Annotated in this window: 14 protein-coding genes; 6 read left to right on the top strand and 8 right to left on the bottom strand. The window is 70.2% G+C overall.

Translation table 11 applies throughout. From position 1 onward, the window contains the following. The first annotated feature begins 88 nt into the window (after window positions 1-88). Together BJ998_RS45990 and BJ998_RS45985 are read left to right on the top strand one after the other, a co-directional pair. The gene (locus tag BJ998_RS45990) at window positions 89-334 is read left to right on the top strand and encodes a DUF1918 domain-containing protein (protein WP_184870520.1); all 246 of its coding nucleotides are present in this window, start codon (window positions 89-91) and stop codon (window positions 332-334) included. A gap of 77 nt (window positions 335-411) precedes the next feature. Continuing rightward, window positions 412-1,401 carry a zinc-binding alcohol dehydrogenase family protein gene (locus tag BJ998_RS45985; RefSeq protein ID WP_184870519.1) on the top strand — a complete coding sequence of 330 codons (990 nt, stop codon included), beginning with the start codon at window positions 412-414 and terminating at the stop codon, window positions 1,399-1,401. Between the two features lie 28 nt (window positions 1,402-1,429). On the opposite strand, the gene phoU is transcribed toward BJ998_RS45985, so the two are convergent. Continuing rightward, window positions 1,430-2,062 carry a phosphate signaling complex protein PhoU gene (gene phoU, locus BJ998_RS45980; protein ID WP_184870518.1) on the bottom strand — a complete coding sequence of 211 codons (633 nt, stop codon included), beginning with the start codon at window positions 2,060-2,062 and terminating at the stop codon, window positions 1,430-1,432. Between the two features lie 175 nt (window positions 2,063-2,237). Between phoU and BJ998_RS45975 the strand changes: the two genes are divergently transcribed. Then, window positions 2,238-2,396 carry a hypothetical protein gene (locus tag BJ998_RS45975; protein WP_184870517.1) on the top strand — a complete coding sequence of 53 codons (159 nt, stop codon included), beginning with the start codon at window positions 2,238-2,240 and terminating at the stop codon, window positions 2,394-2,396. Window positions 2,397-2,414: 18 nt separating this feature from the next. Here the strand turns inward: BJ998_RS45975 and BJ998_RS45970 are convergent, their stop codons facing one another. The 5 genes from BJ998_RS45970 to BJ998_RS45950 all read right to left on the bottom strand — a co-directional run bounded on the left by BJ998_RS45970 (window position 2,415) and on the right by BJ998_RS45950 (window position 7,450). Next, window positions 2,415-3,842: a bifunctional aminoglycoside phosphotransferase/ATP-binding protein gene (locus BJ998_RS45970; protein ID WP_184870516.1), complete on the bottom strand. Its 1,428-nt coding sequence runs from the start codon at window positions 3,840-3,842 to the stop codon at window positions 2,415-2,417. Between the two features lie 6 nt (window positions 3,843-3,848). Next, window positions 3,849-4,742: a universal stress protein gene (locus BJ998_RS48920; protein ID WP_312890710.1), complete on the bottom strand. Its 894-nt coding sequence runs from the start codon at window positions 4,740-4,742 to the stop codon at window positions 3,849-3,851. A gap of 130 nt (window positions 4,743-4,872) precedes the next feature. Next, window positions 4,873-6,060, bottom strand: coding sequence for a sensor histidine kinase (locus BJ998_RS45960; protein ID WP_184870515.1), 1,188 nt, complete (start codon window positions 6,058-6,060; stop codon window positions 4,873-4,875). After that, window positions 6,057-6,731 carry a response regulator transcription factor gene (locus BJ998_RS45955; RefSeq protein WP_312890709.1) on the bottom strand — a complete coding sequence of 225 codons (675 nt, stop codon included), beginning with the start codon at window positions 6,729-6,731 and terminating at the stop codon, window positions 6,057-6,059. The genes BJ998_RS45960 and BJ998_RS45955 overlap by 4 nt, the downstream gene beginning before the upstream one ends. Then, the gene (locus tag BJ998_RS45950; RefSeq protein ID WP_184870514.1) at window positions 6,728-7,450 is read right to left on the bottom strand and encodes a hypothetical protein; all 723 of its coding nucleotides are present in this window, start codon (window positions 7,448-7,450) and stop codon (window positions 6,728-6,730) included. Before BJ998_RS45950 ends, BJ998_RS45955 begins: the two co-directional genes overlap by 4 nt. Window positions 7,451-7,650: 200 nt before the next feature. Here BJ998_RS45950 and BJ998_RS45945 point away from each other — a divergent pair, with 200 nt between their 5' ends. Continuing rightward, a complete protein-coding gene (locus tag BJ998_RS45945) occupies window positions 7,651-8,151 on the top strand; it encodes a DUF2231 domain-containing protein (RefSeq protein ID WP_184870513.1) in 501 nt (166 codons plus the stop codon). Window positions 8,152-8,296: 145 nt separating this feature from the next. Here BJ998_RS45945 and BJ998_RS45940 read toward each other — a convergent pair whose 3' ends face one another. Beyond that, a complete protein-coding gene (locus tag BJ998_RS45940; RefSeq protein ID WP_184870512.1) occupies window positions 8,297-9,175 on the bottom strand; it encodes a helix-turn-helix domain-containing protein in 879 nt (292 codons plus the stop codon). A gap of 155 nt (window positions 9,176-9,330) precedes the next feature. On the opposite strand from BJ998_RS45940, the gene BJ998_RS45935 reads away from it, so the two are divergent. After that, the gene (locus BJ998_RS45935; RefSeq protein WP_376776088.1) at window positions 9,331-10,053 is read left to right on the top strand and encodes a hypothetical protein; all 723 of its coding nucleotides are present in this window, start codon (window positions 9,331-9,333) and stop codon (window positions 10,051-10,053) included. A 169-nt stretch (window positions 10,054-10,222) separates the two neighbouring features. On the opposite strand, the gene BJ998_RS45930 is transcribed toward BJ998_RS45935, so the two are convergent. After that, the gene (locus BJ998_RS45930; protein ID WP_184870511.1) at window positions 10,223-11,497 is read right to left on the bottom strand and encodes an extracellular catalytic domain type 1 short-chain-length polyhydroxyalkanoate depolymerase; all 1,275 of its coding nucleotides are present in this window, start codon (window positions 11,495-11,497) and stop codon (window positions 10,223-10,225) included. Between the two features lie 213 nt (window positions 11,498-11,710). On the opposite strand from BJ998_RS45930, the gene BJ998_RS45925 reads away from it, so the two are divergent. After that, the gene (locus BJ998_RS45925; RefSeq protein ID WP_184870510.1) at window positions 11,711-12,544 is read left to right on the top strand and encodes a PaaX family transcriptional regulator; all 834 of its coding nucleotides are present in this window, start codon (window positions 11,711-11,713) and stop codon (window positions 12,542-12,544) included. Window positions 12,545-12,608 lie beyond the last annotated feature (64 nt).

Genomic DNA, 12,608 nt, shown 5'->3' with positions numbered 1-12,608 from the left:
GCAGGCAGGATCCGTTGCCGGGATCGACCCGGCGAATCGGCTGGGGCCGTAGCTCGCTGCGCCGGCCCGCTGACCCTCAGGAGGAGCTGTGCACGCGAAACCCGGTGACTGGCTGGTGATCAAGTCGGCCGTGCTGGACAAGCCGTCCCGGCGCGGTCTGATCACCGAGGTGCACGGCGCGGACGGTGCGCCGCCGTACGTCGTGCGCTGGACCCACAACGACCACGAGGCCCTCGTCTTCCCGGGCCCTGATGCCCACATCGAGGCGTCCGCCCCGACCGACGTCGGCGAGGACCGCCCGGCGTCCGTGCCGCGGTGGACGAAACGCACATGACGGCGTGCACACGTCGGCCCTTCGCAGTCCTGCGCCGACGCCCTGGGAGACTGACCGTGCGCGGTGAGGAGGCAGCGATGAGGGCTTGGCGTGTGGTCCGGCCTGGACCGATGGCGTCCGGACCGCTTCGGCTGTCGGACGAACCAAGGCCCGTGCCCGGCGCCGGTGAGGTCCTGGTCCGCGTGCTGGCCTGCGGCGTTTGTCGTACCGACCTGCACGTGTCCGAAGGGGACTTGGAGGTGCACCGCGCTTCGGTGGTGCCCGGGCACGAGGTCGTCGGGGAGGTGGTGTCACCCGGCTCGCGGTTCGCCGTGGGGGAGCGGGTCGGCATCGCGTGGCTGCGGCACACCTGCGGCGAGTGCCGCTACTGCCGCCGTGGCGCGGAGAACCTCTGCCCGAACTCCCGGTACACCGGCTGGGACGCCGACGGCGGCTACGCCGACTACACCGTGGTGCCCGAGGCGTACGCGTACCGCCTACCCACCGGTTACTCGAACGCGGAGCTGGCGCCGCTGCTGTGCGCCGGCATCATCGGCTACCGCGCGCTGGAACGTGCCGACCTGCCCGACGGCGGTCGTCTCGGCGTCTACGGCTTCGGCGCCAGCGCCCACCTCGCCGCACAGGTCGCCCTGGCGCGGGGAGCCACCGTACACGTGCTCACCCGCAGCGCCGCCGCCCGCGAACTGGCCCTGAGCCTCGGGGCCGCCTCCGCCGGCCCCGCCGACGCCATGCCGCCCGAGCCGCTCGACGCCGCCATCCTCTTCGCCCCCGTCGGCGACCTCGTGCTGCCGGCTCTCGCGGCCCTGGACCGAGGCGGCACGCTGTCGATCGCCGGCATCCACCTGTCCGACATTCCCGTGTTGAACTACCAGCGCCACCTGTTCCAGGAACGCCAACTGCGCAGCGTCACGGCCAACACCCGTCAGGACGGCGCCGACTTCATGGCCTTCGCCGCGCAGCACCGGTTGCACGTGACGACGACGCCGTACCCCCTGGACCACGCTGACCGCGCCTTGACCGACCTCGCCGGCGACCGCGTCGACGGTGCCGCCGTCCTGGTGCCGTAAGGGCTCAGCGCAGAGGGCCGATGGCGGCTCATGCCGTTGCCCCCGTCTCGAAGCGGACGCTCTCGGCGACGGAGACGGCGTGGTCGGCGTAGCGCTCGTAGTAGCGGCCGAGCAGGGCGAGTTCGAGGGCCGTGTGGACGGGGACGTCGGTGGTGAGCAGTTCGCGGTAGAGGGCCGCCTGCAGGGAGTCCATCTCGTCGTCCTCACGGTCGAGCTCGGCGGCGGAGTTCTTGTCGCGGTAGCCGATGGCCTCCTTGGCCTGCTCGGCCATCCGCAGCGCGACGCGGTTCATCGAGTGGACGATGCCGCGCAGCTTCACCGGTACGGCGACGTGCGGGAAGTCCTCGGCCGCGACCTCGGCGATGTGCCGGGCAAGGTCGCCCATGCGTTCGAGGTCGCGGTCGATCCGCAGCCCGGCGACCAGCACCCGCAGGTCGCCGGCGACGGGCTGCTGGGTGGCCAGCACCCGGAGCACGTGCTCGTCGATCTCGCGGCGCAGCGCGTCGATCGTGGCGTCGTCGTCGATGACCTCGCCGGCGGTGGTCCGGTCGGCCTCCAGCAGCGCTGTGGTGGCCCGCCCCATGGCCGACTGCACCAGCTGCGTCATGCCGATCAGCTTCCCGTCGATGCTCTCCAGCTCCTGGTGGAACGTCGTACGCATGATGGACTCCTTACGGCTCAAGGCATTCGGGGATGGAGGCCAACTGGACGATTCTCATGGTGTACACGCTAGGGAGGTGGACACGGGGGTCGAAGGGCCGCAAGTACGTGGGGGAGCAGGGCTTTCGGCACCAGTGCCAGCCCCTCCGCGAGCGGGATGATCGAGTGCGAAGGAGGTGGACGACGTGACGAATGTCGAATCCGGCAAGGCAGCCGCGGAGGCCCGCGAGCACATGAAGAACGAAGCGAAGGCGACGGCGAGGCACGGCGATCCGCTCGCCCGCTATCTCGGCGCGGTGGCGTACAACGAAACCCGGAAGAAGGACAAGAAGTGACCCACTTCGCCGGCCCGCTCAGTGGGCCGGCGAACCGGTGTCCACGGCGTCCGCCTCCGGCCACGGGTCGAACTTCCGGGCCACCAGGGCGGCGATCTCAGGGGTCGCGTCGGACGCGTGCGCGGTGGTGGCCCGGGTCCTGATCCGGGCGTCGGCGACGTCGTCCGGCGCTTGGCACACCAGCTCGACGATCCGGCTCGACGTCCCGGTGGCCACCACGCGGGCCATCTCCCGATGCGCGGCCGTCCGCCAGCTGGCGTCGAGCACCACGGTCTCGCCCCGGCCGAGCAGGAGTTCGGCGCGTCGCACCATCTCCCGGTACGTGCGCTCGGTGCTCGCGACGCCGTAGATGCCCTCCTCCCAGGCCGCCGCGGCGCCGGCTTCCGGGGTGATACCGGCCATTTCCTTGCGCACTCGATCGGATTGGACGAGGACGGCGCCGAGTTCGTCGGCCAGCCGACCGGCTACTGTGGACTTTCCGGTGCCTGGTCGCCCGCCGACGAGCACCAGCCTCGGCTCGGCCGTTCGCAGGTGCCGCAGCGCCAGGGCGGCCAGTTGCCGCGCCTGGTCGTCCTGGCCCGCCACACCTTGGGCGTGCCGCAGGCAGGCGACCTTGGACCGAACCACAGCGCGATAGGCGATGTAATGGTGCGCCAGCGTCGCGCAGCGGTCGGCGCCGGAGAACTCCGCGTAGCAGTCGAGGAACCAGGCGCCGAGGTCGGGCCGCCCCAGCCGCTCCAGGTCCATTGCGAGGAACGCGGTGTCGTCCAGGGCGTCGACCCAGCGCAACCGGTCGTCGAACTCCAGGCAGTCCAGCACCCGAGGGCCGTCCGGCAGGCAGAAGATGTCGTCGGCGATGAGGTCGCCGTGCCCGTCGCAGGCGGCGCCGGCGTGTGCGCGGGCCTCCAACAGCGGCCGCCGCCCGGCGAGGTAGCGATCGACCAGGTCGGTGATCTCGGCCAGCACGTCGGCGTCCAGCGGGCCGTCGCGGAACGGGACCAGCTCGCTCAGGTTGGCGGTCCAGCGCTCGCGCAGTCCCTCGATCAGCGCGACCTGATCGATCAGTGGTCCGCGGTCGGCCTCGGCGTGGAAGGCGGCGATCTGGCGTGCCACCTGGCGCAGTTCGTCGTGCACGTCCACGCCGTCGGCCAGCAACCGGGTCAGCGACCGCTCCGCCGGCATCCGCCGCATCACGACGATCCATTCGCACGGCACGCCGGCCGGATCGCGAACCTCCGCGACGCCGAGGTAGACGTCCGGCGCGATTCGGCGGTTGAGCCGCACCTCGCGGTGGCACGCGTCCCGCCGGGCCTGCGGCGTGGTGAAGTCGAGGAATCCGAGATTCACCGGCTTCTTCACCTTGTAGGCACGGTCGCCGGTGAAGAAGACCGTGGCGCAATGGGTCTCCCGGACCGCTGCCTGCGTCACGGCGTGGCCCTTGCTCATCTGACGTCAGCCCTGGTGGGCGCGGACGACCAGCACCGGGCAGGGCGCATGGCGGATGAGAGCCTGGCTGGTGGAACCGAGCAGCAGGCCACCGAGCTCGGCGCGGCCGCGGCTGCCGACAACCACCAGCTGGGCGCCGCGGGCCTGGTCCAGCAGGAGCTGGCGGGCCCGGCAGCCCTCGACGACCCGGCGAACGGTCACGTCCGGATACTTCTCGGCGTAGCCGGCGAGCCGCTCGGCCAGGTGCTGCTCCTGCCGCGTCTGCACGGCGTCCCAGTCGACGATGAACTGCCGCGCGAAGGCGTAGGAGCTCTCGGAGGCGAACTCGGTCCAGCCGTGCACGGCCACCAGCTCGACACCCCGCGACGACGCCTCCTCGTACGCCCAAGCCAGGGCGTCTTCACTGGTGGGCGACCCGTCGACGCCGACAACGACCGGTCCGTCCGGGGCGGGCTGGTCACCACGGACCACCACGACCGGGCAGTGCGCCCGCGCGATCGTGGCGGTGGCGGTGGAACCGATCAGGATGCCGGTGAAGCCACCCAGCCCACGGGAGCCGAGCACGATCAACGCGGCGTGCTCGGAGGCGTCCACCAGCACCGGGACCGGTGAGCCCTCGACCAGCTGGGTCGTGACGGACAGGCCCGGGTGCGACTTGTGGACCAGTGACTCGGCGTCCGCGAGGAAGACACGGCCGGCATGCTCCACGGCCTCGAAGTACCCCTTCGGCCACGCGTAGGCGCCGCCGTAGGCGATGGCTCCGAAGCTCATCGCGTGCGTCAACTGCAGCGCCATTCCTCGGCGCGCCGCCTCGTCCGCCGCCCAGCGGACGGCGTCGAGCGCGGACTGGGATCCGTCCACGGCGGCCACGATTTGGCGGCCCACCACGTTGCTGGTCACTTCGCTCTCCTCGGCGTCAGGGCACGACTCGTGCACATCGACGCTAGGAAGAACCGGGATGACCGGTGAAGGGAAGCAGGACACGGCCGCTCACGGCCGAAAGACCCTGAAGGGCCGACGGCCGCTGGATTCACTTCACGACGCGGGGGAGCACCAGCGTGAAGGTCGCCCCGTGGCCGGGCCGGCTGTCGGCTTCCAGGCGGCCGCCGTACCGATCGGCGATGTCGTTGACCAGCGCGAGGCCCAGGCCGTAGCGGCGGCGGCCGGAGCGTTGGCCGCCGGAGTGGAACCGGGTCATCAGCGCGGCGGCCTGATCCGGCGAGAAACCGGAACCCGTGTCGCTGACCCGCAGGCGCACCTCGTGCCCGGCGGGCTCGACGCTGATCGTGACCCTGCCGCCCGTCGGTGTGTGTTCGATGGCATTGTCCACCAAGGCGGTCAGCGCCCGCCGCAACGCCGACGGGGACGCGCGGGTCGCCGCCGCGGCGAAGCTGGACTCGATCGTGATGCCGCGTTCCTCCGCGTACGGTCTGATCGCGCCGATCACGTCCACCGCGAGCGGCCCGAGTTCTACGTTGTCGGAGGTGCCGTCTCCCTCGGCCGCCAGCAGCAGGTCCTCGACGAGTTCCGTGAGCCGGCTGCTGTCGCGCACCACGCCGGCGGCTTCGTCGCGAAGATGGTCCGGGGCGTCCCGCAGGGCGCGGTTGAGCAGCTGGGCGCGGGTGTGCAGCAGCGTCAGCGGGGTACGCAGCTCGTGGGAGGCGTCGGCGACGAACTGTCGTTGCAGCCGAAGGGTTCGCTGCAACGGCGTGAGTGCACGGCGGGCGAGCAGGATGCCGGCGACGGCCGCGAACGCCAGACCCACGACCGCCGCGGCGAGCAGTCCGAGCAGGAGCCTGTCCCGCTGCGCTTCCCAGGGTTGCAGGTTGAGCACGGCTTGTACGGTCTTGCCGTCAGGCGGTTGTGCCGTGTGCACGAGGAAGTGCCCGGTGGGCAGCTCGACAGTGGTGTCGGGCGGTGAGCTGTGATCGTCCAATGCGGACAGGTCGGGAAGGCCGGTGGGCATGCCCTTCGTGACGTGCGTTGTGCCGTCCGCGTCCCGCATCGCCAGCCACATCCCGGCCGGCGGATCGATCACGTCATCTGCGTTGTTGGCCGCCGCCACGACCACCATCCGCGCGTCCGCGGCCTCCTGGCGCACGGTGATCAGCGCGCCGAAACCGGCGACCGCCAGCACGACGACCGCGACCATGCCCGCCGCCTGGAGCCCGAGCCGGCGGGCGGCCCGCCGGACGACCGCCTCGCTGGTCGGCGTCACGAGGTCGTCCCCAGCCGGTAGCCGATGCCGCGCACCGTGCCGATCACCTTCCGGCCCAGCTTGCGCCGCAGGTAGTACACGTACGTGTCGACCGTGGTGTCGGTGATCGCGTCGGCGAACACCAGCTGCAGCAACTGCGTCCGGGTGAACACGACACCCGGTCGGGACGCCAGCAACGCCAGCAGCTCGCATTCCCGCTCCGACAACACCTCCAGCGCCCGCTCACCGCGGAAGACCGTGCGGGAGGCGACGTCCAGCACCGTGTCCGGGCCGAGCGGCAACGTCTCCGCGTGGTGGAGGTGCCGGCGCAGCAGGGCGCGGAGGCGGGCCAGCAACTCGTCGATGTCGAACGGCTTGGCCAGGTAGTCCTCGGCGCCGGCGTCCAGACCGGCCACGCGGTCTCGGGGCGTGCCCATCGCGGACAGCACGAGAATCGGCGTGACGGTGCCGCGCCGGCGCAGCCTGGTGATCAGGTCCAGGCCGGTCACGCCGGGCAGGCCCCGGTCGATGACCATGACGTCGTAGCGATCGGTGAGCGCGCGGTGCAGGCCGGTGTGGCCGTCCCGGGCGACGTCCACGTCGTAGCCCTCGGACGTCAACAGGCGGTCCAGCATCACCGCGAGTTCGCCGTCGTCCTCGACGAGCAACACCCGTTTGCGGTCCTCGGTCACGGGCCGATTGTCGTCTCTCGGGGCGCGTGGTGCCGGTGCAGGTCCGCGGTCAGCCAGGCACTGCTGGCGTTGAGCACGAGCACCGCGGCGAGCACGGCGACCAGCACCGTCGCCAGCAGCAGCACGCCGCGTTGCCGGCGACCCGGCACCGCGTCGCCGGCCGCCGTCGGTCCACTGAGGATGCGCAGCGCCGGCACCAGGCGGCCCACCGTGTGCAGCCCCGTGACCGTCGCCCAGACGATGAACGTCCCCTGGTGCAGGGTCAGCGCGCTGACCCGGTAGCCGATGAGCACCAGCAGCGGCACGCGACCGGCGTCCGGTCCCAGCGCGATCAACGCGAGTCCGGTGCCGAGCACTGCCAGCGTCGAGAGGACGACCAGTGGCCCGAGCACCCGCAGCAGCATCGGTGGCGGCCCCGACTTGCGGTAGGCCGGATGGCCCACGTAGTAGCGGACGACGCGCCAGGCCGTGCTGCCGGTCTTGACCAGCGCCGGCGGCACGAGCAGCACGCCGATCACGATGTGCCAGCTCAGCAGGTCCTCGACGGCCAGCAGCGTGGCCAGTTCCGCCAGGAACAGCGTCAGCAGCAGCGCGCCGAGCCACGCCGTGAGGCGGGCGTTCCCGGCCGGGCCGCCGGTGACCGGGCGGACGGGGTCGCGGCGGCGGTGGCGGCCGGTTGCCTCCGCGACGGTGTCGTCCGCCCAGATCCGTAGGGACATCGGTGCCTCTCTCGATGATCGAGACCCCAGTTTCACGCCTGAATCTTTGTGAATTCTTGGTCGAACCTGTCCGTGCCGACAGCTGCCAACTGCGCTTTCCGTCGCGGCCGGGGTCTTGCTCCGAGAAAGTTCCAAGATCACCTGCTTACGGTCCGTCCGCGAGCCGCCGCGCACCGTGAAGACGATCCTGGAGGACACCGATGGGGCCCACCACCATCAACGACCTGCCCGCGCACGTGCTGCTCGTGCACATCGTCGTCGTGTTCGTGCCGCTGGCCGCGCTGCTGCTCGTATGCAGCGCCGTGTGGCCGGCCGCCCGCCGCCGGCTCGGCATCATCACACCCGTCGTCGCGCTGGTGGCGCTGATCTCCGTGCCGCTCACCACCAGCGCCGGTTCGTGGCTGATCCGCCGGGTGCAGATGGATCCCCTCGTCCGCGCCCATGCCCACCTCGGCGACGGCTTGCTGCCCTGGGCCGGCGGCCTGTTCCTTCTCACCGCCGTGGTCTGGGCACTGCACCACTACCGCGACCGGCTGGCCCGCCTGCGCTGGCTGCCGGTGACCACCATCGTCATCGCCGTCCTGTCGGTCGCCGTCTCCGTCGGTTCCGTGGTCGAGGTCTACCGGATCGGCGACTCCGGCGCCCAGGCCGCCTGGCACGACAACTTCTCCGCGAACCCGGTGTCCACGAACCACAAGTGACCGCCGGAGGCTGGGGGCCGCCGCCCGCGGGGCGCGGTCGTCCATCGTCCGAAGTGGATGTTCGATATTGACTTCGGCGGGTCGACGCGCGAGCTGAACGGCGTGGTCATCGACGGCTTCTTCACGAGGTATCGAGCATCTCGATTCATTGTTCGTCGCCCATTCCCACGACGACCCGGTCATGGACTCCCGTGCTGACCCGCGAGGCGAGTTCGCGCAGTGCGTCGTGGGACGGCGTACCGGGTTGGGCGGTCCAGGTGAACAACTGTTGGTCCGGATCGGCGGTGCAGACGAGCGCCGCCCAGTCTAGGGTGAGATCGCCGACGACCGGATGCCGCACCTGGTTGGTGCCGGCGCCGCGGACCGCGACCTGGTGTGCGGTCCACCATCGCTGGAAGTCCTTGTCCTGCGCCGAGAGCTCTTCGACGAGAGCCGCCAGTTCGGGATCGTCGGGATCCTGCGCGGCCTCCCGCCGCAACTGCGCGACCCCGTTACGGGCCGCATATTCCCAGTGCGGATACAGCCCCCGCACGCTCTGGTCGCAGAAGACCAGCCGCACGAAGTTCCGTTTCTTCTCCGGAAGACGCCCGAAGTCCGTGAACAGCGCGGCGGCCATGGGGTTCCAGGCCAGGATGTCCGTGCGCCGGCCCAGGACCACCGCCGGGGTGGTGGTGAGGTCACTGAGCAGTCGCCGCAGCTGCGGCTGGGCCTGCTGCGGTGCCGGCCGCTCCGGCCGCTGTTCCCGGCCCGACAGCTCGAACACGTAGTTCCGTTCGTCCGCACTGAGCCGGAGCACCCGCGCGAGGGCCGACAGGACTTCCTCGGACGCCCGGCGCCGTCCCTGCTCGAGTCGCGTGTAGAAATCCGTGCTGATTGACGCGAGGGCGGCCACCTCCTCCCGGCGCAGTCCTCGGACACGCCGTCGGTTGCCGGTGTCGGGCAGCCCGACCATGTCGGGGCTCAGCTCGCTGCGCCGCGCCTGGAGGAAATCGCCCAGTTCGCTGCGATGCGCGTCGCCGGTCATACCAGGAATCTAACAGCGCCGATACCGTCCAGGGTGGGCCTGGATTGTCCCTGGACAACTCTGTCGGGGGACGGAAACGGCCCTTTCAGGGGATCCGCGGCCGGTGTCAGTCTCGGCAACGAGGCGGTCGGCGATCCGTGGAAAAGGGGTGGGCGATGCGATTCGGTGACGACGCGCGCGCCGGTGGCCTCGGCCCCGGGGGACCGCCCGCGGATGCCGGCTCGTCGCCGCAGGGCATCACCGACAAGCTGCTCATCGACGCCACGACACCGGTCTTTCCCGCAGCTGCGCCAGCAGAAACCGAACCAGAAGGAGAACCTGTGAACACCGGCACGGCTGCTGTCGACGGGGGCATCGCGCCTTCCCTGAGACAGCTGTACTTCACCCGTTTCGGCTTCGCGATCATCTGGGCCGGGTTACTGGTCGCGACCGCGTCGACCATCAATCCACTCAGCGTGGCGCTGCTCGTGCTCTACCCGGTGTTCGACGTGGCCGCAGCCATCGTCGACGCCCGCTCGTCCAGGAGCACCAAGCCGGTGTCGGGCCTGTACGTCAACATCGCGATCAGCCTGCTAGCCGCCGTCGGTTTGGCCGTCGTCGTTTCGTCCGGTATTCCCGGCGTGCTTCGCGTCTGGGGCGCCTGGGCCATCCTGTCCGGCCTCGTCCAACTCGCCGTCGGCCTCACCCGCCGCAAGCTCGGCGGCCAGTGGCCCATGATCATCAGTGGCGCCATCTCCACCGTAGCCGGCACCTCGTTCATCCTCCAGGCCGGCCAGCAAGGCACCGGACTGTCCACACTGGCCGGTTACGCCGCCCTCGGCGGCATATTCTTCCTCGTCTCCGCCCTGCGTCTCGGCCGCGCTGCGAAAACCGCCTGATCAGGTCCAGGTCAGACCAGCAACGAGGTGAGCGTTCAACCGGATCGACTCAGCCCGGAGGTGCGGCGAAGAACTCCTGGCAGGACGCCGCACGCGGCCAGGCCATCCGCGTGCGGCGCGGTATCGACGATCAGCTTCTGCGTACTGCAACTGCCGGCCGATTCGCGATTCAGACGGCGGCGCAGGACATGCCGTTGAGGGTGAAGGAAGTGGGCTTGCCGGTGTTGCCGGTGTGGGTGGCTTGGAAGCCGATGGTGATCGAGGCGTTCGGCGCGATCATGGCGTTGTGTGTGGCGTCACGCGCCGTCACCTGGCCCGACGATGGCGAGTAGGTGGCGTTCCAGCCGGATGTGATGGCCTGTCCGTTGGGCAGCGTGAAGACCAGGGACCAGCCGTTGATCACGCTGGTGCCGGTGTTCGTGATGGTGATGCTCTCGGTCAGGCCGTTGTTCCAAGCGTTCACCGTGTCCGTGACGCGGCACGAGCCCGACCCGGGTGGCGGGTTGTCGGAACCGGTCAGACCGAAGAACGCCACGGCGTAGGCCGCCATCCCGGTTGCCGGCAGGCTGTGCCCGGCGCCTTGGATGCTGTACGCCTCCACCTGGACGGTGCCGGCGGAGTCGGCGTAGCGACGACGGTCCCAGCCGGGCTGCGGGCTGTCCGTGGACGTCGGTGTCTGGCTCAGCCCGAACACATTGGTCCACTGCTTGATTTCCTCCTGCAGCAGCGAGTACGGCACGAGCGGGTCGGCGGTGCCGTGCCACAGCTGCATCCGCGGCCGGGGGCCGCTGTATCCGGGATACGCCTGCCGGACCGCGTCTCCCCACTGCTGCGGGGTTCGGTTCATGCTTCCGCCGGTGCACTTGCTGCTGCCGGGCGGATAGTCGGCGGCGTTGGCGAAGCAGTTGAAGGGCACGCCCATGAACGCGGCGCCGGCCTTGAACACGTCTGGGTAGAGGGCGAGCATCTCGTTGGTCATCATGCCGCCGGAGGACGATCCGGTGGCGAAGACCCGGTTCGGGTCGCCGCCGTAGTGCTGCTCGACGTAGGTCACCATCGAGACGATGGAGACCGGGTCGCTGCCGCCGCCGCGGTGCTTGGCGGCGTCCGACCAGGTGTCGAAGCAGTTCCCGAAGCCGGCCTGCTGCTCGGCGCTCGGGTAGATGACGATGAAGCCGTACCGGTCGGCCAGCGCGGCGAATTCGCTGCTGGCGTAGAAGCCGGGCCCGGAGCCGCCGCAACCGTGCATGGCGACCACGACCGCCGGCGTGGCCGGGTGGGAGTTCGGCACGTAGACGTGCATGCGCATCCCGCCCGGATTGCTGCCGAAGTTGGTCACCTCCACCAGTGACGCGGCGGCCGCCTGGGGTGCGAAGGCAACGCCGCTGAGAGTGATCAGCAGGGTACTGACGAGCGTCACGAGCGCGGTTCTGATTCCAGTCATCGTCGACCTCCGTCGGGGACCCGTCTTCGAGGAAGGTAGGCACGGTGTTGACGACCGTCAACGAAGTGCCGAATGTCGGCCTTGTTCGGCAGGCATTTCCCCGAGAAGCCGCCGGTTGTGCGCTGTAACTTTCATTACCCGGCCAAGTGATGATCGCCAGCTCGATGACGAACGGTAGGCTACGGGCAGGCTCCGCCGTCGAGAGGAGTGGTGATGCTGCCAGCCGTTGTTCCTTCCGGCGGCGTGACCGCAGCGGCCGTGCGGCCGGAGACACTGCTGCTCACCTTGTTCGGTGACTACGTGCTGGACCGTGGCATCGCCGTGTCGACCGGCGGCGTCATCGCCGTGCTCGAGCATCTCGGCGTGAGCGAACACGCGACTCGTGCGACGTTGAGCCGGATGAGCCGACGTGGCTTGCTTCGTACGCTTCGTCAAGGGCGGCAAGCGTTTCTCGGCCTGACCGCGCACGGAACCACGGTGCTGCGCGACGGGCAGCGCAAGCTCGACGGCGACATCGTCGAGCGGCACTGGGACAGCCGGTGGACCCTGCTGACGTTCTCGGTGCCGGAAAGCCGCCGCGCCGATCGGCATGCCCTGCGGACCCGGCTGGGCTGGTTCGGCTTCGGACCGTTGCGCAGCGGCCTGTGGGTCTCGCCCTCGGCCAAGGACGTCTCAGGGGCGCTGGCCGAGCTTGACCTCCTGGAGCACGCCGAGGTGTTCCGGGCGGAGGCGTCCATGTGGACCGATCCGGCCCGGATCGCCCGGGAAGCCTGGGACCTGCCCGAGATCGCCGCCGGATACGACCAGTTCCGCCAGCGGTGGACCGACACGGCTTCCGACGGGTTCGACGAACTGGCTCGACGGGTCCAGCTGGGCGCGGAGTGGTTGCTGCTGATCCGGCGCGATCCGGTGCTGCCAGCGGCTTTGCTGCCCGCGGACTGGCCGGGAGTGCGTGCCGCGGCCTTGTTCCGCACCCTGCGCCAGCAGTGGGCGGGTCCGGCTGACAGGTCGGCCCGAGAGATACTGACGTCCATAGTGGACGAATGATGTCGCCAGGCTGTGCGCCGCGAACTGAGGTGCCTTTGCCTCGTTGCCGACCTCGACCCTGACG

It is taken from the genome of Kutzneria kofuensis (assembly GCF_014203355.1).
Lineage (GTDB): Bacteria > Actinomycetota > Actinomycetes > Mycobacteriales > Pseudonocardiaceae > Kutzneria > Kutzneria kofuensis.
Note: the sequence above shows the minus strand (reverse complement) of the source record. Positions and strands in the feature narration are given on the sequence as shown.